The organism is Bacillus sp. LJBS17 (assembly GCF_019334685.1).
In the GTDB taxonomy this organism is placed as follows: Bacteria; Bacillota; Bacilli; order Bacillales; family Bacillaceae; genus Bacillus; species Bacillus subtilis.
In genome coordinates this window covers 3,032,275-3,051,607 of the sequence record NZ_CP079759.1, presented here as the reverse complement: position 1 = coordinate 3,051,607, position 19,333 = coordinate 3,032,275, and the positions used below count along the sequence as shown (strand labels likewise).

At 44.3% G+C, this 19,333-nt stretch carries 23 protein-coding genes and 1 riboswitch; of the genes, 14 read left to right on the top strand and 9 right to left on the bottom strand.

The features are described from left to right. The first annotated feature begins 7 nt into the window (after positions 1–7). From mntB to mntD, 3 genes are read left to right on the top strand one after another with little or no spacing between them, the layout of a single operon-like run. Positions 8–760 (top strand): manganese ABC transporter ATP-binding protein MntB, encoded by a 753-nt coding sequence (mntB, locus tag KXZ66_RS15770; RefSeq protein WP_014480635.1) that lies wholly within the window; start codon positions 8–10, stop codon positions 758–760. Positions 761–765: 5 nt separating this feature from the next. Further along, complete coding sequence (gene mntC / locus KXZ66_RS15765) at positions 766–2,073, top strand: manganese ABC transporter permease MntC (protein WP_219144612.1); 1,308 nt, start codon at positions 766–768, stop codon at positions 2,071–2,073. After that, complete coding sequence (gene mntD, locus KXZ66_RS15760; protein WP_041851129.1) at positions 2,063–2,950, top strand: manganese ABC transporter permease MntD; 888 nt, start codon at positions 2,063–2,065, stop codon at positions 2,948–2,950. The genes mntC and mntD overlap by 11 nt, the downstream gene beginning before the upstream one ends. Positions 2,951–2,968: 18 nt before the next feature. Here the strand turns inward: mntD and KXZ66_RS15755 are convergent, their stop codons facing one another. From KXZ66_RS15755 to KXZ66_RS15745, 3 genes are read right to left on the bottom strand one after another with little or no spacing between them, the layout of a single operon-like run. Beyond that, entirely contained in the window at positions 2,969–3,127 is a 159-nt protein-coding gene (locus KXZ66_RS15755; RefSeq protein WP_003229069.1) for a DUF1540 domain-containing protein, read from the bottom strand. Positions 3,128–3,180: 53 nt separating this feature from the next. After that, positions 3,181–4,221, bottom strand: a complete 1,041-nt coding sequence (locus KXZ66_RS15750; RefSeq protein WP_014477746.1) for a cytochrome d ubiquinol oxidase subunit II — start codon at positions 4,219–4,221, stop codon at positions 3,181–3,183. A 42-nt stretch (positions 4,222–4,263) separates the two neighbouring features. Next, positions 4,264–5,595, bottom strand: a complete 1,332-nt coding sequence (locus KXZ66_RS15745; RefSeq protein WP_032726463.1) for a cytochrome ubiquinol oxidase subunit I — start codon at positions 5,593–5,595, stop codon at positions 4,264–4,266. 205 nt (positions 5,596–5,800) lie between these two features. On the opposite strand from KXZ66_RS15745, the gene KXZ66_RS15740 reads away from it, so the two are divergent. Next, complete coding sequence (locus tag KXZ66_RS15740; RefSeq protein WP_219144610.1) at positions 5,801–6,049, top strand: type B 50S ribosomal protein L31; 249 nt, start codon at positions 5,801–5,803, stop codon at positions 6,047–6,049. A gap of 93 nt (positions 6,050–6,142) precedes the next feature. Then, complete coding sequence (locus KXZ66_RS15735) at positions 6,143–6,706, top strand: beta-class carbonic anhydrase (protein ID WP_003229074.1); 564 nt, start codon at positions 6,143–6,145, stop codon at positions 6,704–6,706. Here the strand turns inward: KXZ66_RS15735 and yidD are convergent. Beyond that, the gene (gene yidD / locus KXZ66_RS15730) at positions 6,703–6,930 is read right to left on the bottom strand and encodes a membrane protein insertion efficiency factor YidD (RefSeq protein WP_003229076.1); all 228 of its coding nucleotides are present in this window, start codon (positions 6,928–6,930) and stop codon (positions 6,703–6,705) included. The two genes, KXZ66_RS15735 and yidD, sit on opposite strands and share 4 nt — an antisense overlap. Before the next feature lie 128 nt (positions 6,931–7,058). On the opposite strand from yidD, the gene KXZ66_RS15725 reads away from it, so the two are divergent. After that, positions 7,059–7,532: an S-ribosylhomocysteine lyase gene (locus tag KXZ66_RS15725; RefSeq protein WP_003219361.1), complete on the top strand. Its 474-nt coding sequence runs from the start codon at positions 7,059–7,061 to the stop codon at positions 7,530–7,532. Between the two features lie 119 nt (positions 7,533–7,651). Beyond that, entirely contained in the window at positions 7,652–8,089 is a 438-nt protein-coding gene (locus tag KXZ66_RS15720; protein ID WP_032726462.1) for a FixH family protein, read from the top strand. Here the strand turns inward: KXZ66_RS15720 and ytzI are convergent. Then, on the bottom strand, positions 8,083–8,223 hold the full coding sequence (ytzI, locus tag KXZ66_RS15715; protein ID WP_003229081.1) for a YtzI protein: 141 nt from the start codon (positions 8,221–8,223) through the stop codon (positions 8,083–8,085). The genes KXZ66_RS15720 and ytzI overlap by 7 nt on opposite strands. 128 nt (positions 8,224–8,351) lie before the next feature. Here ytzI and KXZ66_RS15710 point away from each other — a divergent pair, with 128 nt between their 5' ends. From KXZ66_RS15710 to ytkD, 3 genes are all read left to right on the top strand, one after another. Then, positions 8,352–8,789, top strand: coding sequence for a Dps family protein (locus tag KXZ66_RS15710; protein WP_003229083.1), 438 nt, complete (start codon positions 8,352–8,354; stop codon positions 8,787–8,789). Positions 8,790–8,954: 165 nt separating this feature from the next. Beyond that, positions 8,955–9,359, top strand: a complete 405-nt coding sequence (locus tag KXZ66_RS15705; RefSeq protein ID WP_021480358.1) for a phage holin family protein — start codon at positions 8,955–8,957, stop codon at positions 9,357–9,359. A gap of 208 nt (positions 9,360–9,567) precedes the next feature. Further along, the gene (ytkD, locus tag KXZ66_RS15700) at positions 9,568–10,044 is read left to right on the top strand and encodes an RNA deprotection pyrophosphohydrolase (RefSeq protein ID WP_003229087.1); all 477 of its coding nucleotides are present in this window, start codon (positions 9,568–9,570) and stop codon (positions 10,042–10,044) included. Positions 10,045–10,070: 26 nt separating this feature from the next. On the opposite strand, the gene KXZ66_RS15695 is transcribed toward ytkD, so the two are convergent. Genes KXZ66_RS15695 through KXZ66_RS15685 form a run of 3 tightly spaced genes read right to left on the bottom strand, consistent with a single transcriptional unit; the run spans position 10,071 to position 12,657 of the window. Next, the gene (locus tag KXZ66_RS15695) at positions 10,071–10,883 is read right to left on the bottom strand and encodes an ABC transporter permease (RefSeq protein ID WP_003229090.1); all 813 of its coding nucleotides are present in this window, start codon (positions 10,881–10,883) and stop codon (positions 10,071–10,073) included. Continuing rightward, complete coding sequence (locus KXZ66_RS15690) at positions 10,858–11,640, bottom strand: ABC transporter ATP-binding protein (protein WP_003229092.1); 783 nt, start codon at positions 11,638–11,640, stop codon at positions 10,858–10,860. Before KXZ66_RS15690 ends, KXZ66_RS15695 begins: the two co-directional genes overlap by 26 nt. A 12-nt stretch (positions 11,641–11,652) precedes the next feature. Then, the gene (locus KXZ66_RS15685) at positions 11,653–12,657 is read right to left on the bottom strand and encodes an ABC transporter substrate-binding protein (protein WP_021480357.1); all 1,005 of its coding nucleotides are present in this window, start codon (positions 12,655–12,657) and stop codon (positions 11,653–11,655) included. 151 nt (positions 12,658–12,808) lie between these two features. On the opposite strand from KXZ66_RS15685, the gene KXZ66_RS15680 reads away from it, so the two are divergent. Together KXZ66_RS15680 and KXZ66_RS15675 are read left to right on the top strand one after the other, a co-directional pair. Further along, positions 12,809–13,582, top strand: a complete 774-nt coding sequence (locus KXZ66_RS15680; protein ID WP_029318292.1) for an alpha/beta hydrolase family protein — start codon at positions 12,809–12,811, stop codon at positions 13,580–13,582. 51 nt (positions 13,583–13,633) lie between these two features. Continuing rightward, positions 13,634–13,876, top strand: a complete 243-nt coding sequence (locus tag KXZ66_RS15675) for a DUF2584 domain-containing protein (protein WP_004398611.1) — start codon at positions 13,634–13,636, stop codon at positions 13,874–13,876. A gap of 38 nt (positions 13,877–13,914) precedes the next feature. On the opposite strand, the gene pckA is transcribed toward KXZ66_RS15675, so the two are convergent. After that, complete coding sequence (gene pckA, locus KXZ66_RS15670) at positions 13,915–15,498, bottom strand: phosphoenolpyruvate carboxykinase (ATP) (RefSeq protein ID WP_014480627.1); 1,584 nt, start codon at positions 15,496–15,498, stop codon at positions 13,915–13,917. Between the two features lie 196 nt (positions 15,499–15,694). Beyond that, a riboswitch (SAM riboswitch) is annotated at positions 15,695–15,833 on the top strand. 167 nt (positions 15,834–16,000) lie between these two features. On the opposite strand from pckA, the gene metK reads away from it, so the two are divergent. Both metK and asnB read left to right on the top strand, forming a co-directional pair. Then, positions 16,001–17,203, top strand: coding sequence for a methionine adenosyltransferase (metK, locus tag KXZ66_RS15665; RefSeq protein WP_003229102.1), 1,203 nt, complete (start codon positions 16,001–16,003; stop codon positions 17,201–17,203). 149 nt (positions 17,204–17,352) lie between these two features. Continuing rightward, complete coding sequence (gene asnB, locus KXZ66_RS15660) at positions 17,353–19,251, top strand: asparagine synthase (glutamine-hydrolyzing) (protein ID WP_004398625.1); 1,899 nt, start codon at positions 17,353–17,355, stop codon at positions 19,249–19,251. Positions 19,252–19,333: the final 82 nt, after the last annotated feature.

Sequence of the window (19,333 nt, the reverse complement as noted above, 5' to 3'; positions counted from 1 at the left end):
GGAGGATATGTTCCCTGTTGAGCTTGATAATGTGACGGTTGCTTATCATAAAAAGCCTGTACTGCAGGACATTTCGCTGCAGGTACCGGAAGGAAAACTTATTGGCATTATCGGCCCAAACGGCGCGGGAAAATCAACCTTGATCAAAACGATTCTTGGTCTTGTGCCCCGGGCTTCCGGAGACATCTCTATTTACGGCAAAGACTATAAGGATCAGCGGACCAGAATCGGATATGTTCCGCAGCGCGGCTCGGTTGACTGGGATTTCCCCACAAGCGCGCTCGATGTCGTCCTAATGGGAAGATACGGGAGAATCGGTTTATTAAAGAGGCCAAAGAAAGCGGATGTGGAGATGGCGAAGGCCGCATTAGCAAAAGTCGGGATGCTTGATTATGCGAAGAGGCAGATCAGCCAGCTGTCAGGCGGCCAGCAGCAGCGGGTGTTTCTTGCCCGGGCACTCTGCCAGAACGCTGACATTTATTTTATGGATGAACCGTTTGCAGGTGTCGATGCAGCGACGGAGCGGGCGATTATGACACTGTTGGCAGAACTCAAAGAAAAAGGAAAAACCGTGCTTGTCGTCCATCATGACCTGCAGACCGCCGAGGATTATTTCGATTGGATTTTACTTCTTCATTTAAGAAAAATCGCTTTCGGACCGGCGGAAAACGTTTTTACGATCGAAAACCTGCAAAAAACATATGGAGGAAGGCTTACGTTTTTAAAAGATAAAGTGCTGGCAGAAGGACATAAGGAGTGAGCGCAATGTTTGAAAGTTTGTGGCTGCAGCTTCAGCATCCGAATACACAGTGGGTGCTGGCCGGTACGCTTTTGCTCGGGATGGCAAGCGGTGTTTTGGGCAGCTTTGTGCTGCTGAGAAAGCAAAGTTTAATTGGCGATGCGATGGCCCATTCAGCTCTGCCGGGAGTGTGTCTCGCTTTTCTGTTCACCGGGCAAAAATCACTGCCTTTCTTTTTGCTGGGGGCGGCGCTCGCCGGGCTGCTCGGAACGTTTTGTATTCAGCTGATTCCGCGGCTTTCAAAAACAAAGGGGGACTCGGCGATCGGGATTGTTCTTTCTGTGTTTTTTGGCGTCGGGATCATTCTGCTGACATATATTCAGCAACAGGGGGCGGGAAGCCAAAGCGGGCTTGATTCTTTTTTATTCGGCCAGGCTGCTTCATTGGTCAGGCAGGATATCATCCTTATTGCAGGAATATCCGCTGTTCTACTGCTCCTATGTATTGTTTTCTTTAAGGAATTTACATTGATTACTTTTGATCTCGCGTTTGCAAAGGGATTAGGAATCCCGGTGCGTTTTTTAAACGGGCTTTTGGCTTGTCTGATTGTCTGTGCTGTCGTCATTGGGCTTCAGACTGTTGGTGTGATATTAATGGCGGCTATGCTGATTACACCTGCCATAGCTGCGAGATATTGGACCGAACGATTAACCGGGATGATCGTCATTGCCGGGATTACAGGCGGGGTCAGCGGCGTGGCCGGAACCCTGCTTAGCACCACGATGAAGGGAATGGCGACAGGGCCATTAATGATCTTATCTGCAACGCTGCTCTTTCTTTTTTCAATGATTTGCGCGCCTAAGCGGGGATTGGCTGCTAAAGCCATAAGGCTGATGAGGCTGCGGCGCAGAACAAGCAGGGAGCAAGTGCTTTTGGAGATTTATGAACAGTATGAAAAGAATAATCTTTGTGTAACTGTTGAAAGTGTAAGAAAGAAAAGACGCCTATCCCCTTCATTATGCCTTAAGGCATTAAATGACTTGGAACAAGAGAGGTGCATTGAGCGTATCGAAAATGGAATTTGGCAAATCACAAGCAAAGGGATAGAAAAAGGCTATCACACAGCTTTGAAGCAGCGGATGTATGAAGTGTATCTCATGCATGAAATGGAACTTGCCAATATAGAATCCGATCAGGACTGCTTTGATCCGGACCGTTTACCGAGAGAAACGAGAGAGCGGCTTTATTCACTCTTAAAGCTGTATGGACGGATGCCAGAGCGTCGAAAAGCGTCTCATGATGCCGAGAAGGGACAGATCGCAAATGAGTTTTGAAGCATGGATTATAGCTACCGGTGTATTAGTCGGTGTAAGCTGCGGATTGATCGGCACATTTCTTGTGCTGAGAAGCATGGCGATGCTGGCCGACGCAATCAGTCATACAGTGTTGCTTGGCATTGTCGGCGCTTTTCTAGTGACGGGAAGTCTCGATGGGATTTCTATGTTTATTGGCGCAGCCGCAACCGGTCTGTTAACGGCTTTCTTGGTTCAGCTTCTTCATAGCAAGGGGGTTCAATCAGATGCTGCCATAGGAGTTGTGTTTACATCCTTATTTGCAATCGGGGTTATTTTGCTTTCTGTGTATGGAGCGAATGTCCATCTCGATATTGAGCACTCGTTAATGGGAGAAATCGCTTTTGTGCCGTGGAATACGGTGACGGTATTCGGGGTTGATATTGGGCCGAAAGCGTTTTGGATGCTGACATCTGTTCTGGTTTTAAACGTAGTGTTGATCAGTGTGTGCTATAAGGAGTTTAAAATCGCTTCGTTTGATCCTCAAATGGCTTTAGCCTTGGGAATACCAGTTTTGCTCATTCATTACGTGCAAATGGGCATGCTGTCCCTGACGACTGTTGCTTCCTTTGATTCGGTTGGTGCCGTATTGGTTGTGGCCATGCTGATTGTTCCGCCGGCTGCGGCACATTTGTTGACAGACCGGCTTCTTTATATGCTGATTCTCAGCGCGTTGATTGGCGGGCTGTCGGCGGTCATGGGCTATTTCTTCGCAACGTGGCTTAATGTTTCGATTTCAGGAGCGATGGCAGCCATGACAGGTGTATGTTATGCAAGCGCCTTTTTGTTTTCACCTGCAAACGGGGTCATAACTAAAAAGCTGAGAACACTCAACATGCAAAAAGAAAGAGCTGGCTGATGCAGCTCTTTCTTTTAATTACAAATCATGCGGCTTAAACGTTTTGCAGTCTGTTTCCCGGCTGTTTTCAGCCGTTTCACCAGTATGGCTGACAACATAAATGGCATCAGCGGTGCATTTGTTACCTTTGCCCCAATAAGAACAGTTGTTGACCTCACATAGAATTTTCTGCTCCATGCCATCCCCTCCTTATAAAGGTTCTGGATTAGTATAGCCGGCTGGCTTGCCCTCTATTCCTCCTGGCGGATATAGCGTTTATCTCGCATAAACATTTTCCAGAAGAAATAAAAGCCCGGAAATAGAATGATAAATGCAACGATATAAGTCGCAAACAGCGCCCTGAACGTTGCTGGCTCTGTGAAGCCTGACATGACTGTCACATCAGGATAAATCATATACGGAAGATGCGCCCGCCCGTACGCGTAGCTTGCGAGAAAATACTGTATCCCAATCGCGACAAGTGCAAGCCGCGGTTTTCCGATGTTTTGCCCAAAGCTCTTATTAGGCAGAAAAAGGGCGATTCCAGCAATGACAAATGTAATGAACGATGCAATAATCCAAGTAAAATCATTCAGCATTCCGCTGTACAGCCAGTTTGCTTCATTCCGCATTGTTACCATGATGCATACAGCAAACAACAGTGAAATCGGGCCGGTAATCAGGGCGCTTTTTCTGTAGGCTCGGTACGCATCCTGTTCCTCTGCCACATTTGAAACATCTGCAAGCAGCAGCGAGGACAAAAATAAGGTGCTTAAAATCGCAAACCCGATAAATGAATAGGCGTTGGGGCTTGAAAAGATTTTAGACATATTTAAGTTATAGATTCCATCCGTTTTTTCTATAAACCCTCCGTGTGTCACAGGAAGCACCAAAATTAAAATAGCAGGAATGATAAAGCCGGAGATGCCGGAAATATATCTTAGCGTTTTCCGCTCCTTTGCTGTATTTGAAAAAACGAGAAATCCGCTTCGAATCGCTAAAAGCAGCAAAATCATGCTTCCGGGAATTAATAAAACGGTTCCGAGCACAAATGTCGCGCCGGGGAAAAAACTGAAAAGCGCCACGACGATGGCCACAATAAAGACGTTTGTGACCTCCCAAGTCGGGGACAAAAAGCGATTCGCAATATCGGTGGCCTTCATATGCTCCTTATTTAAATAGATCATAGACCAAAATCCCGCTCCAAAATCCATTGTCGCCATGACGGCGTAAATAAACACAAAGCCCCAGATAATTGAGATGGCGATCAGAGCGTCAGTTGAAATCTCCATTTGTCGATCTTCCTTCCATTTGGTTTCCTGTTTGCGAAGCCATTACGACTCCGCTGTATTTAAATCTTCGTCAACCGGGTGCTTGCGGAAATAATACAGCAGCACGTAGACAACAGCTGCGCCTAACACGGCATAAACAAATGTGAAAAATAAGAACAGCACCCCGATCGAGCCAGTCGTTGTTACGACATCTGACGTTTTCAGCAGATGATAGATGACCCAAGGCTGCCTCCCCGTACATGCGAAAATCCAGCCGAATTCAATGCCGATGAGACTAAAAGGGCCTGCTGTCATGAAAATGACCAAAAGCCACGTTGGGAAACGGTCTTTCTTGAGCACCTTTCTCCAGATCACTCCGATAATGGAATAAAGAATAAGCAGCATGCCTACACCGACCATCGCATTAAACAGCGTGTGAATGAAAAGCGGCGGCCATTCATCTCTCGGAAATGCATTTAATCCCTTTACAACAGTGTCAAAACGGTTCGCTGCCAAAAAGCTTAAAGCCCATGGAATCTCGATTGCCCATTTTACTTTTTCTTCATTCGGGTCGGTAAAACCGCCGATAGCGAGCGGGGCGTGGGATCTTGTTTCAAACAGGCCTTCCGCACCGGCTAATTTTTCGGGCTGGTATTCGTACAGCATCTGTGCAGATTCGTGTCCGTTCAAAGCGGTCAGCAATGAAAAAATACCGCCGATCGTCAGTGCGAGCAAAAGGGCTTTCCGGTGAAAGCGATAGACCTTTTCCTTTTTCCTCGTCCGGATCATTTTATACGCCGCAACAGAAGCCACGATAAACGCACCGGTCATAAACGCGGACAGCACGACATGGCCGGCAGTGATAAAAAAGCTAGGATTAAAAAACGCAGCCCACGGGTCAACATCTGTAATTTTTCCGTTTAAAATTTTAAAACCGGCGGGTGTACCTTCAAAAGCGTGAACATTCGTAATCAGAACAGCTGATGCTGCTGCCCCGACTAACACAAAGAAAACAGCAACAATCCTCATTGCAGGTGACAAACGGTCTGCAGCGTATACATAAATCGACATGAATAGGGCTTCAACAAAAAAAGCATAGATTTCAATTTGAAATGGCAGGGACATCACCCGGCCGATGACTTCCATAAATCCCGGCCATAAAAGCGCGAGCTGAGTGCCCGCGATCGTTCCGGTCGGTATGGCGACCCCCAGCAAAACGGCTTGTGCTTTCGTCCATCTTTTCGCCATGATCGCATAATGGTCATCTTTCGTTTTTTGATAGATCAATTCCGCCACTAAAATCATGAGCGGGAGACCGACTCCAAGCGTTGCGAAAATGATATGAAAGCCCATTGTCGTGCCAAAGAGGCTTCTGGCCAAAACTAAATCATCCACAATCGTAAACCACCTTTCTAAAAAGACGTTCTGTATGTATTTTAGGTTTATTATTTGCTTCCTCGGTTAGATTATTCTTCCTATTCTTAAATGCCATGAGGTTTACGATGTGAAAACAGAGGGAAGGATATAAGAAGATTGACAAAACGTTTGTAAGGTTATAAAATAAAACGTAATTATTACGATTTATTGAAAGGAGATTCACATGAAAGAAGGAATTCATCCGAAGAACCACAAAGTGATATTTCAGGATGTCAACAGCGGCTACCGTTTTCTCAGCACCTCTACGAAAACATCTAATGAAATAGCAGAGTGGGAAGACGGAAACACATATCCTGTCATTAAAGTAGAAGTAAGCTCTGACACGCATCCGTTTTATACTGGCCGCCAGAAATTCAATGAAAAAGGCGGACGAGTTGAGCAGTTCAAAAAACGCTATAACATGGGGAAATAAGGCAGACCAGAGGGTTTGTCTTTTTTTATTATGACGAATAAACAAGGGTTGTGATATATTGAAGAGTAAAAAGAATAGAAAGGGACAACGAACATGAGTCTTCTAAATGATATTCTCGAATTTAACAAGACATTTACTGAACAAAGAGAGTATGAAAAGTATCAAACATCAAAATTTCCAGATAAAAAAATGGCGATTCTTTCTTGCATGGATACTCGTCTGGTTGAACTGCTGCCGCATGCGATGAATTTGCGAAACGGTGATGTGAAAATCATTAAAAGTGCCGGTGCGCTTGTGACACACCCATTCGGAAGCATCATGAGAAGTATACTCGTCGCAGTGTACGAGCTGAATGCAGATGAGGTGTGTGTGATCGGGCATCACGATTGCGGCATGAGCAAAATCAGCAGCAAAAGCATGCTTGAAAAAATCAAAGCAAGAGGGATTCCGGAAGAACGCATCGAAACAATAAAGTACTCCGGTGTAGACTTTGATCAATGGTTTAAAAGCTTTGATTCAGTGGAAGCGAGTGTGAAAGACAGCGTAGATGTTATTAAACATCACCCGCTGTTCCCTGAAAACGTTCCGGTCCATGGCTTAGTCATTGATCCTAAAACCGGAAAACTGGATCTTATCGTAAACGGTTATAACAATTAATGTTTTTGTTTCTTTTCAGGAACGGGATCGACTCCTCCCGGATGGAACGGGTGGCATTTCAAAATCCGTTTGATTGTCAGCCATCCGCCTTTTAAAGCGCCATGTGTTTTAATCGCTTCGATTCCATATTGGGAACAGGTCGGATAAAAGCGGCACGTTGGCGGTGTCAGGGGCGAGATGAATTTTTGATATCCTCTGATCAGAGCGATGAATAGGGTTTTCATGTTTCTTCAGCAACCTTTCTGATGCAAGTATAAGAAAAAAAACACAGATTGAAAAGTTAATCAATAATTCTTATCGGAAAAGTATGTTATAATGAAATTACATTTTTAAAAAAGGGGAGAGTGCCATTATGCCTTCAGTAGAAAGTTTTGAGCTTGATCATAATGCGGTTGTTGCTCCATATGTAAGACATTGCGGCGTGCATAAAGTAGGAACAGACGGCGTTGTAAATAAATTTGACATTCGTTTTTGCCAGCCAAATAAACAGGCGATGAAGCCTGACACCATTCACACACTCGAGCATTTGCTCGCGTTTACGATTCGTTCTCATGCTGAGAAATACGATCATTTTGATATCATTGATATTTCTCCAATGGGCTGCCAGACAGGCTATTATCTAGTTGTGAGCGGAGAGCCGACATCAGCGGAAATCGTTGATCTGCTTGAAGACACAATGAAGGAAGCGGTAGAGATTACAGAAATACCAGCTGCGAATGAAAAGCAGTGCGGCCAAGCGAAGCTTCATGATCTGGAAGGCGCTAAACGTTTAATGCGTTTCTGGCTTTCACAGGATAAAGAAGAATTGCTAAAAGTATTTGGCTAAAATAGAAAGGACCTTTTTGCGCATAAGCAAAAAGGTCTTTTTTGTGACGTCTCATATTTTATGTACCATTTGCTGTAAGCGTTTGCTACTATTTAGGTAAACGATGAAAGGGTGATGGCATGAAAAAGATGTTGGTTGTTCTGCTTTTTTCTGCTTTATTGCTTAATGGATGCGAATCTGGTGAAAGCAAAGCAAATACAGCTGAGACGCCCGAGGTTTTGGATGTCAAGCTGACCGGGCCTGAAAAAGTAAATCCCGGAGAAAGCGCTGCTTATGAAGCAGCCGTATCATATGGTGATGAAGCTGTGACGGATGCCGATGAAGTAGAGTTTGAAGTATGGAAAGAAGGGGAAAAAGACGCAAGCCAAATGTTTAAGGCGAAACAAGAAAAAGGCGTATACCGATTGGAAACGACGTTTAAGAAAGATGGTGTATACACTGTCCAATCCCATGTCACAGCAAAAAAACAGCATAGCATGCCGACTTTAAAAGTCCAAGTCGGAGACGCCGATGCTGCCAGCAATCAGTCAGAAGAGGAGCATTCACATCATCATTGATTGTGTGAATCAGAGTGATTTTCTTGTGGTGGATCAATGGTATGCTTTACATTATAGGCTTTTACAGTCGTCCAAATGGTTACAAGCAAAACAGCCAGCACAATTAAAATACTTATCGTAATGAGAAGCGTCATGACATTCCACCTCCCGTTTTTTAACAATTGTAGCATAATAGAAGAAATCGTGACAGATAAGGGTAAAAAAGAGGTTTTAGCGTACGATATTAAGGGTATACATAGTCATATAACAAGGAGGAGATACCATGTCAGAACAATTGATTCAAGCAGTGAACAAACAAGTAGCCAACTGGACAGTCATGTATGTGAAACTACATAATTATCACTGGTATGTGAAAGGAAAAGATTTCTTCACTCTTCATGAAAAGTTTGAGGAGCTGTACAATGAAACGGCAACTTATATTGATGACTTAGCAGAACGTCTTTTGGCGCTGAACGGAAAACCGATTGCAACAATGAAGGAATCCTTAGAAACGGCTTCTGTCAAAGAAGCTGCTGGAAATGAAACAGCTGAACAAATGGTTCAAAGCGTATATGATGATTTCACAGTCATCGCGGAAGAGCTGAAAAACGGCATGGATTTAGCTGATGAAGTCGGTGACGAAACAACAGGGGACATGCTTCTTGCGATCCATCAAAATATTGAAAAACATAACTGGATGCTAAAAGCTTACCTAGGTTAAGTTCAAAAATAGAACGGCCGGATGTCTTAAAAAAGACGTCCGGCTTTTCTTTTTGTATCTTAAAAATAGGCGACAACCAGTCCATTTTTCTGAAAAATCCAATCCGTTCGGCTTGTTTACCATAGAATATCGTAAGGCCGTTTCTGTGAAAGGATGTTGGGATAAATGGATAGAGACTTTGGCATCTTTTCGTTTTTAGCAGTCAGCGTTTCAGCAGCGGGTTTTTTCTTTGGAGGTTTTCAGTATTCATTTCTGATTTTGCTCTCTCTTATGGCAATTGAATTTATCAGTACGACTTTGAAGGAAACCATTATTCACAAACTGTCATTTAAAAAGATATTTGCCCGGCTTGTCAAAAAATTAGTCACGCTGGCTCTGATCTCTGTATGCCACTTTTTTGATCAGCTGCTGAATACACAGGGATCAATTCGTGACTTGGCTATTATGTTTTATATTCTTTATGAATCTGTGCAAATTGTTGTGACAGCCAGCTCTCTTGGCATACCGGTTCCCCAGATGCTTGTCGATCTTTTAGAAACGTTAAAAAATAAATTTAAGCGCAAACCGTAACTTTTCCCTGTTCGAGGGTCATAATAAAGCCCAGAGCGTCGGCCGCACTTTTCGGCAAAAGCTATCGCAAAAAACTGTACGAGCTAGTCTGCATGCAGAACCTGACGGCGTGCTGGGTTTCCCTTATTTTTTGATAAAAGGCTTCCGAAGAAACGTAACTGTGGTATGATGTATGGAAGATAGCTAGGAACGGATTTGAGGGATAAACATGTACGAGTTTAAAGATTATTATCAGAATACTGTTCAGCTTTCCTTTGACGATCAGCCTTTCTCGGACAGCCCGAAGCATGTCTGGGTGATTTGCCGTTTTGGCGGCAAATGGCTTTTAACAGAACATGAGGACAGAGGCTATGAGTTTCCAGGCGGGAAAGTAGAGCCGATGGAGTGCGCAGAAGAGGCTGCGCTCCGGGAAGTAAAGGAAGAGACGGGCGCGAGAGTCAAAAGCCTCAAGTATCTCGGACAGTATAAAGTTCTCGGAAAAGAAAAAGTGATTGTAAAAAATATATATTTTGCAGATATAGAAAAGCTTGAAAAGCAGGCTGATTACTTTGAAACGAAAGGCCCGGTTTTGTTTCACGAGCTGCCGGAGAACCTTTCCCGCAATAAAAAATTCAGCTTTATTATGAAGGATTCCGTTCTTCCGATCAGTTTGAAAAAACTGAAAGAATCTGGATGGATTGAATAAAAAACCCGGCACATGTGCCGGGTTTTTTATGTCCTCCCCTTCGTCCATTTCTTTTCCAGCAGCTCGACGCCCTGATACATCAGAGTGGCGAAGATGGCGATGATCAGCAGGCTTAAGAAGACGAGTGTAAAATTGAAGACTTGGAATCCGTAAATAATCATATATCCTAATCCGACCTTCGAAACGAGGAATTCCCCTACAATGACGCCAACCCATGATAAACCGACGTTCACTTTTAGTGTTGAAATAATCGCGGGGGAGGATGCAGGCAGTATGACTTCTTTAAAAATAACCCACTTTTTTGCGCCGAATGTTTTCATGACTTTCGTATAGTTTTCGTCGACCTCTTGGAAGGCGGTGTAGACAACGATGGTTGTGATAATGACGCTGATGATGGCTCCCATCGCAATGATGCTGATAAAACTGGGACCGAGCGCGACAATCAGGATCGGGCCTAGGGCCACTTTCGGCATTGCGTTCAAAATCACAAGATACGGATCTAAAATTCTGGCAAGTCGGTTAGACCACCATAACAAAGCGGCGAGACACGTGCCCATAAACGTCCCAAGCAAAAAGCCAAGCACCGTTTCAAATAAAGTGACGCCGATGTGTGACAGTAAAGAACCGTCACCAAGTTTCTCCAGCAATAATCGCCACACAGCTGATGGAGAGCTGAAGATCAGCGGATCGATCCAGCCCTGCCTGCTGGAGATTTCCCAGCCCGAGAAAAAGAGAATAAATATGGCAAGCTGAAAGGAATGGACCTTCCACTTTTCCTTTTTCTGTTTGAATTGATACTGCTCGTGAAGCAGATCAATGGTTTCTTTGCTGTTTCTCAAGAGAATTCAGCTCCTTCCATATCGTTTGAAACAGTGTCTGGAAGGAAGGTTCCTGACGGGCGTCAAAAGGCAACATCGCGGCCAATTCCTTAGGAATGGTAAAAATCTGATGGATGGTGCCCGGCTGATTTGAAAATAAAAAGATCGTATCGCTCATCGCTATCGCTTCCCCTATATCATGAGTGACAAGCACTGCTGTTTTTTGATATTCCTTTAATGTGCGGAATACCAGGTTTTCCAAAGACAGCTTTGTCTGAAAATCAAGCGCGGAAAATGGCTCATCCAGCAAAAGCAGACTAGGGTTAGGCGCAAGTGTTCTTGCAAGCGCAGCCCGCTGGCGCATCCCGCCTGACAGCTCTTTCGGATATTTTTTCTCCACATCTATGAGGCCGAACTCCGGCAATAGACCGAGTGCAGCGGCTTTGCTTTCTTCTGTCAGCGTGTCGGCGATTTTTAAACCGAGAAGCACATTTTCCTCGATAGATTTCCAGGGAAATAAGTAATCCTGCTGAAGCATATAGCCAATATTATGTTCTTTTTGATTCGGCTCACGGCCTTCAATCAGAACTCTGCCTTCTGATGGCTCAATCAAACCGGCAATAATGGAAAGCAGTGTTGTTTTTCCGCAGCCGCTTGGGCCGAGAAATGAGATGAAATCACCTTTTTCGGCATCGAAATGAATATCCCGCACAGCCGTTGTTTTTTCTTTAATAGAAAAATAAGTATGGGTTACATGGTCGACATGTAAGAAAGACATAGATGGCGCCTCCTATTTCTCCGAGGTGACTTTTTCAGCAATTTCTTTATTTACAAGCTGATTGTATGGAATGTGCTTCGGCAGTTCTCCCGATTGATCCATAATGGTTTGGAGAAGCTCCCATTCTTTTTCGTTAAGCAGAGGGTCTGGTGAATATGAATGCTGTTTTTTATAGCGTTCAATGGATGTTTCGATGACGTCTGGGTCGGTATCATCAAATTCATCTTTAATGGCATCTGTGATGTCCTTCGCAGAATGGTTTTCAACCCACTGTTGCGCCTTATAAATGGCCTTTGTAAACTTGACGGCTGTGTCTTCATTTTTCTTCAAATAGCTTTGTTTCGCCATAAAAGTCGTATAAGGAACCTCTCCTGATTCTTCTCCGAATGAAGCCACGATATGGCCGATGCCTTTTTTCTCAAAGAGAGAAGCCTGCGGTTCAAAGAGCTGTACATACTCACCGGTTCCAGAAGCAAACGCATTGGCAATATTGGCGAAGTCTATGTTCTGGATGAGGTCTATATCCTTATGCGGGTCAATCTTATGTTTGTTCAGTACATACTCGCCGACCATTTGCGGCATGCCGCCTTTTCGCTGACCGAGAAACGTTTTTCCTTTCAACTGATCCCAGTCGAAGTGTTCAACATCTTCTCTCGCGACAAGAAACGTTCCGTCTGTCTGAGTCAGCTGGGCGAAATTAATGACGGGATCTTTAGCCCCTTGCGCTTCGACATAAATAGATGTTTCTGACCCGACAAGCGCGATGTCGGAGCCGTTGGAAAGAAGCGATGTCATCGTTTTGTCTCCGCCCCAGGTCGTATTCACATCGACATCAAGCCCTTCTTCTTTAAAAAACCCTTTAGACTCAGCAACATATAAAGGTGCGTAAAAAATTGAATGGGTCACTTCAGCTACCTTGACTTTTGTGAGCGTTTCTTCCTGCTTGCAAGCCGCCAGGGCGAACATCAGAAAGATACTGCCGACACAGGCGAAGCTCAGCCTTAACCATCTGTTCACATAGACAACCTCCTTATTTCGCATCAAGTTAATATCCTTTTTTGCTTTACATATCGTATGATGGGTATAAAAATGTGTGAATGCCTAACCAGGTTCTCCGGATGTAATTTTGGAGTAAGGAAAGCATATAGAAAAAAAGGAGGCGGCTGTTTTGATTGTAGAGAAAAGAAGATTTCCGTCGCCAAGCCAGCATGTGCGTTTGTATACGATCTGCTATCTGTCAAATGGATTACGGGTTAAGGGGCTTCTGGCTGAGCCAGCGGAACCCGGACAATATGACGGATTTTTATATTTGCGCGGCGGGATTAAAAGCGTGGGCATGGTTCGGCCGGGCCGGATTATCCAGTTTGCATCCCAAGGGTTTGTGGTGTTTGCTCCTTTTTACAGAGGAAATCAAGGAGGAGAAGGCAATGAGGATTTTGCAGGAGAAGACAGGGAGGATGCATTTTCTGCTTTTCGCCTGCTTCAGCAGCACCCAAATGTCAAGAAGGATAGAATCCACATCTTCGGTTTTTCCCGCGGCGGAATTATGGGAATGCTCACTGCGATCGAAATGGGCGGGCAGGCAGCTTCATTTGTTTCCTGGGGAGGCGTCAGTGATATGATTCTTACATACGAGGAGCGGCAGGATTTGCGGCGAATGATGAAAAGAGTCATCGGCGGAACACCGAAAAAGGTGCCTGAGGAATATCAATGGAGGACACCGTTTGACCAAGTAAATAAAATTCAGGCACCCGTGCTGTTAATCCATGGAGAAAAAGACCAAAATGTTTCGATTCAGCATTCCTATTTATTTGAAGAGAAGCTAAAACAACTGCATAAGCCGGTGGAGACGTGGTACTACAGTACATTCACACATTATTTCCCGCCAAAAGAAAACCGGCGTATCGTGCGGCAGCTCACACAATGGATGAAAAACCGCTGACAGTGAAATATGTTATGATAAAGAAAAAAGAGAACGAAAGGGGATTTCACTTTGGGAATGCCTGTTGAATTTAATACACTGATTGTGACAAAAGGAAAAGAAGTTCGCATAGATGAAAATATATTCACGTTAGAGAAGGACGGATACCGAGTATATCCGATGGAGATTCCAATGGATGTACGCAAAACAAAGTTTGGCGAAAAGTCAGGCACAGCTGAAGTGCAGAAGCTTCAATGGGAAGAAGGCCGGACCATCATTACATACAAGCTGACTTCTTTGCATTCCGTCAATTAAAACAAGCCAAGAGCATAATTGCTCTTGGCTTTTGTTTTTTATACGAGAGGGCCGCCTGCCTGGGCGATGGCATCGGTATGTGCGAACTTTTTAAAGTTCTCTTTGAATTCATTTGCAAGGTAGACTGCTTTTTCTTTGTATTCTTCCTTGTTGGTCCACGTATTTTCAGGCTGAAGGATATGATCAGGAACGCCAGGAACATGTGCCGGAATGTGCAGGCCGAAAATATCGTCAGTTATCATTTCAGCATCCTCTAATTTACCTTCAATCGCTGCTTTGACCATTGCTCTAGTGTAAGAAAGCTTCATTCGTTCGCCTGTGCCGTAGCCGCCCCCGGTCCAGCCGGTATTGACTAAGAAAACGTCTGCGCCGTGTTCATCGATCTTTTTGCCGAGCATCTCAGCATAGACGTGAGCAGGAAGCGGCAGGAAAGGTGAGCCGAAGCATGTAGAGAACGTCGTTTCAGGAGACGTGACACCACGTTCGGTTCCGGCGAGCTTACTCGTGTAACCGCTCAAGAAATGGTACATCGCCTGCTCCTTCGTTAGTTTGCTGATCGGCGGCAGGACTCCGAATGCATCAGCCGTCAAAAATACAATTGCTGACGGATGGCCGGCCATGCTTGGAGTCACGATGTTGTCAATCATATGAATCGGGTAAGCTGCCCGCGTGTTTTCAGTATAGAAGGAATCATCATAATTGGCTTCGCGTGTATCTTCGTCAACAACGACATTTTCGAGAACAGACCCGAAACGGATCGCGTTAAAGATTTGCGGCTCCTTTTCCTCGCTTAAATGAATGCACTTAGCGTAGCACCCGCCTTCAATATTAAAGACACCTGTATCAGACCAGCCATGTTCATCGTCACCGATCAGCTTGCGGTCAGCATCTGCCGACAGGGTGGTCTTGCCTGTTCCTGACAGTCCGAAGAAAAGGGCGACATCGCCTTTTTCACCGACATTGGCGGAGCAGTGCATAGATAAAATATCTCTTTCAGGCAGCAGGAAATTCATAATGGAGAAAATGGACTTCTTCATTTCACCGGCATACTCAGTTCCGCCGATTAAAATTGTCCGCTTTTCGAAAGAGACAATAATAAACGTTTCGGAATGAGTGCCGTCTGTTTTTGGATCCGCTTTGAAATGCGGAGCAGAAAGAATGGTGAACGGCTGCTCAACTGTTTTCTTATCATTTCCTTCCGGACGGATAAACAGCTGCCGCGCAAATAAATTGTGCCATGCGAACTCATTTACGACAGTGATCGGCAGCCTGTATTTCTCGTCTGCTCCGGCAAATCCTTCGAAAACAAACAGCTCATCTCGCTCCTTTAAATAGCTGACAACTTTCGTGTACAGCCGCTCAAACGCTTCTTCTGAAATCGGCTGATTCACCGGGCCCCAATCGATCTTATTTTTCGTGCTTTCTTCCTCCACGATGAATTTATCTTTAGGTGAGCGTCCTGTGTAAGCGCCTGTAGTCGCACGAACAGCACCTGTGGATGTTAAAATGCCTTCGTTTCGGGAGAGGACTTTTTCTGTTAGCTGTGCTGCAGATAAATTATGACGCACATTTGGACATGTTAATAAGGCTTGTAAATCAGCGGTCAAATCAACTGAGTTCATATGAAACCTTCCTTTATCGTTTTTTGTGTTTTGCTAATTGTGAATTAGTATAACATATATTTTCAAATAGTCTATACTATTTATTATTTTTTGTGTGTGCATTTCCATTGTTTTCCCTCAATATAGGTGCCTATTTCTTCTGAATCATATTGACATTGCAAACCCTTTTACGATAAGATATTTCATTGAGCGGATACTCTTATCCCGAGCTGGCGGAGGGACAGGCCCTATGAAGCCCAGCAACCGGTTTCTCTGTTATTTATTATGTTCAACTGAGTGAGACAACCAAGGTGCTAACCTGTTGCAAGGTTGTATGATTCCTTGAGCGATAAGAGTGAAAGGCACAAAGACCAAACCCTTTCCTCGATGGAAAAGGTTTTTTTATTTCATAAATATGCCAATTAACATTCTCTAATATAACTGTACATTGTATAAGAGGGAGCGAGTTCCGTATCATATATACAAGGTCTTTCGGGAGGCCTTGTGCAGGAGGAAGCAAATCATGAGTAAAAATCGTCGTTTATTTACATCAGAATCTGTTACGGAGGGGCATCCGGATAAAATCTGTGACCAGATTTCTGACAGCATTTTAGATGAAATTTTAAAGAAAGACCCTAACGCGCGTGTTGCTTGTGAAACATCTGTGACAACAGGTTTGGTTCTTGTAAGCGGAGAGATCACAACTTCTACGTATGTTGACATTCCGAAAACGGTTCGCCAAACCATTAAAGAAATCGGATACACACGTGCAAAATACGGATTTGATGCGGAAACTTGTGCGGTTTTAACATCAATTGATGAGCAGTCTGCTGATATCGCGATGGGCGTAGACCAAGCGCTTGAAGCCCGTGAAGGCACAATGAGCGACGAAGAAATTGAAGCGATTGGTGCGGGTGACCAAGGATTAATGTTCGGTTATGCGTGCAACGAAACGAAAGAGCTTATGCCTCTTCCAATTTCACTTGCCCATAAATTAGCCCGCCGCCTAAGTGAAGTCCGTAAAGAAGATATTCTTCCGTACCTTCGCCCTGACGGCAAAACACAGGTAACGGTTGAGTACGATGAAAATAACAAACCAGTCCGCATTGACGCGATTGTTATTTCAACTCAGCATCATCCTGAAATTACACTTGAGCAAATTCAGCGCAACATTAAAGAACATGTCATCAATCCGGTTGTTCCTGAAGAGCTGATTGATGAAGAAACAAAATATTTCATCAACCCTACAGGACGTTTCGTAATCGGAGGCCCTCAAGGGGATGCGGGACTTACAGGACGCAAAATCATCGTTGATACGTACGGCGGCTATGCACGCCACGGCGGAGGCGCGTTCTCAGGTAAGGACGCGACGAAGGTAGACCGTTCTGCAGCTTATGCGGCAAGATACGTTGCGAAAAACATCGTTGCGGCTGAGCTTGCTGATTCTTGCGAAGTACAGCTTGCTTACGCGATCGGTGTTGCACAGCCTGTGTCAATCTCAATCAACACATTCGGTTCAGGAAAAGCTTCTGAGGAAAAACTGATTGAAGTTGTTCGCAATAACTTTGATTTACGACCTGCCGGCATTATCAAAATGCTTGATTTGCGCCGTCCGATCTACAAACAAACTGCTGCGTACGGCCACTTTGGACGTCACGATGTTGACCTTCCATGGGAGCGCACAGACAAAGCGGAGCAGCTGCGTAAAGAAGCGTTAGGAGAATAATTTTATAGCCGCTTACTGGTTAAGCGGCTTTCCCTTTTTTATCGTTGTATTCATGTTTATTTTTTTACATAACTGTGAAACCAAATACTATTCACAGCGTCTATAAATAGGGGTTCAATGATGACAATTTTAATTATGGAGGCAATACTATGTGTGGATTTGTCGGGGTTTTTAACAAGCATCCGTTAGCTCAAACCGCTGATCAAGAAGAACTAATCAAACAAATGAACCAAATGATCGTTCACCGCGGTCCTGACAGTGATGGATATTTCCATGATGAGCACGTCGGCTTCGGATTCAGACGGCTCAGCATTATTGATGTAGAAAATGGCGGACAGCCTTTATCATATGAAGATGAAACATATTGGATTATCTTTAACGGAGAAATCTATAACTATATTGAACTGAGAGAAGAGCTTGAAGCAAAGGGGTACACATTCAACACGGATTCGGACACAGAGGTTCTTCTTGCGACTTACCGTCACTATAAAGAAGAAGCGGCGTCCAAACTGCGCGGTATGTTTGCCTTTCTGATTTGGAATAAAAACGATCATGTGCTTTATGGGGCAAGAGATCCATTCGGCATTAAACCGTTGTACTACACAACGATCAATGATCAGGTTTATTTTGCCTCAGAGAGAAAAAGTTTAATGGTTGCTCAGAATGATATTGAAATAGATAAAGAGGCATTGCAGCAGTACATGTCTTTCCAATTTGTTCCTGAACCAAGCACGCTTGATGCCCATGTGAAAAAAGTAGAGCCGGGTTCACAATTCACAATCCGCCCGGACGGCGATATCACATTCAAAACGTATTTCAAAGCGAACTTCAAGCCGGTTCAGACTGAAGAAGACAAGCTTGTGAAAGAAGTCCGAGACGCGATCTATGACTCTGTAAACGTTCATATGAGAAGTGACGTTCCTGTCGGTTCGTTTCTGTCTGGCGGGATTGATTCTTCCTTTATTGTGTCTGTTGCGAAGGAATTTCATCCAAGCTTAAAAACATTCTCTGTCGGCTTTGAACAGCAGGGCTTCAGTGAGGTTGATGTAGCGAAAGAAACGGCAGCGGCGCTGGGCATCGAAAATATCAGCAAAGTCATTTCGCCTGAGGAATACATGAATGAGCTTCCGAAGATCGTATGGCATTTTGATGACCCGCTAGCTGACCCGGCAGCGATTCCGTTGTACTTTGTTGCAAAAGAAGCGAAAAAACATGTTACGGTTGCTTTATCAGGTGAAGGAGCGGATGAGCTCTTCGGCGGATATAACATTTACCGTGAACCGCTTTCGCTTAAACCGTTTGAACGGATTCCGTCCGGCTTGAAAAAGATGCTTCTGCACGTTGCTGCCGTTATGCCTGAAGGTATGAGAGGAAAGAGCCTGCTTGAGCGCGGCTGTACTCCGCTTCAAGATCGTTATATCGGTAACGCGAAAATCTTTGAAGAGTCTGTCAAAAAGCAGCTGTTGAAGCATTATAATCCGAACCTTTCATATCGCGATGTGACGAAGACTTACTTTACGGAAAGCAGCTCGTACAGCGATATCAATAAAATGCAGTATGTCGATATCCACACTTGGATGCGCGGCGACATTTTGTTAAAGGCGGATAAAATGACGATGGCGAATTCTTTGGAACTGCGTGTGCCGTTCTTGGATAAAGTCGTATTCGACGTCGCTTCAAAAATTCCTGATGAGCTGAAAACGAAGAACGGCACGACGAAGTATCTTCTTCGCAAAGCCGCTGAAGGAATTGTGCCTGAGCATGTATTAAACCGCAAAAAGCTCGGTTTCCCTGTACCGATCCGTCATTGGCTGAAAAACGAAATGAACGAATGGGTGCGGAATATTATTCAGGAAAGCCAAACGGATGCTTATATCCATAAGGATTATGTCCTTCAGCTTCTTGAAGACCATTGTGCGGACAAGGCTGATAACAGCCGTAAAATCTGGACTGTACTGATCTTTATGATCTGGCACAGCATCAATATTGAAAAACGGTATATGCCTGAAGAGCTGAGCCATCAGCCTAAAGAAGTCATCTTTGTGTAACAGACAACAAGGCTTTCGAGTAGTCGAAAGCCTTGTTGTTATCCTTTTATTTCTCCATCATCATTGATTTACCCAATCCGTA

Bases quoted from the DNA above. Each gene is read 5' to 3' on its own strand.
- mntB (WP_014480635.1), top strand. From the start codon at position 8: ATGTTCCCTGTTGAGCTTGATAATGTGACGGTTGCTTATCATAAAAAG.
- mntC (WP_219144612.1), top strand. From the start codon at position 766: ATGTTTGAAAGTTTGTGGCTGCAGCTTCAGCATCCGAATACACAGTGG.
- mntD (WP_041851129.1), top strand. From the start codon at position 2,063: ATGAGTTTTGAAGCATGGATTATAGCTACCGGTGTATTAGTCGGTGTA.
- KXZ66_RS15755 (WP_003229069.1), bottom strand. From the start codon at position 3,127: ATGGAGCAGAAAATTCTATGTGAGGTCAACAACTGTTCTTATTGGGGC.
- KXZ66_RS15750 (WP_014477746.1), bottom strand. From the start codon at position 4,221: ATGGAGATTTCAACTGACGCTCTGATCGCCATCTCAATTATCTGGGGC.
- KXZ66_RS15740 (WP_219144610.1), top strand. From the start codon at position 5,801: ATGAAAGAAGGAATTCATCCGAAGAACCACAAAGTGATATTTCAGGAT.
- KXZ66_RS15735 (WP_003229074.1), top strand. From the start codon at position 6,143: ATGAGTCTTCTAAATGATATTCTCGAATTTAACAAGACATTTACTGAA.
- yidD (WP_003229076.1), bottom strand. From the start codon at position 6,930: ATGAAAACCCTATTCATCGCTCTGATCAGAGGATATCAAAAATTCATC.
- KXZ66_RS15725 (WP_003219361.1), top strand. From the start codon at position 7,059: ATGCCTTCAGTAGAAAGTTTTGAGCTTGATCATAATGCGGTTGTTGCT.
- KXZ66_RS15720 (WP_032726462.1), top strand. From the start codon at position 7,652: ATGAAAAAGATGTTGGTTGTTCTGCTTTTTTCTGCTTTATTGCTTAAT.
- ytzI (WP_003229081.1), bottom strand. From the start codon at position 8,223: ATGACGCTTCTCATTACGATAAGTATTTTAATTGTGCTGGCTGTTTTG.
- KXZ66_RS15710 (WP_003229083.1), top strand. From the start codon at position 8,352: ATGTCAGAACAATTGATTCAAGCAGTGAACAAACAAGTAGCCAACTGG.
- KXZ66_RS15705 (WP_021480358.1), top strand. From the start codon at position 8,955: ATGGATAGAGACTTTGGCATCTTTTCGTTTTTAGCAGTCAGCGTTTCA.
- ytkD (WP_003229087.1), top strand. From the start codon at position 9,568: ATGTACGAGTTTAAAGATTATTATCAGAATACTGTTCAGCTTTCCTTT.
- KXZ66_RS15690 (WP_003229092.1), bottom strand. From the start codon at position 11,640: ATGTCTTTCTTACATGTCGACCATGTAACCCATACTTATTTTTCTATT.
- pckA (WP_014480627.1), bottom strand. From the start codon at position 15,498: ATGAACTCAGTTGATTTGACCGCTGATTTACAAGCCTTATTAACATGT.
- metK (WP_003229102.1), top strand. From the start codon at position 16,001: ATGAGTAAAAATCGTCGTTTATTTACATCAGAATCTGTTACGGAGGGG.
- asnB (WP_004398625.1), top strand. From the start codon at position 17,353: ATGTGTGGATTTGTCGGGGTTTTTAACAAGCATCCGTTAGCTCAAACC.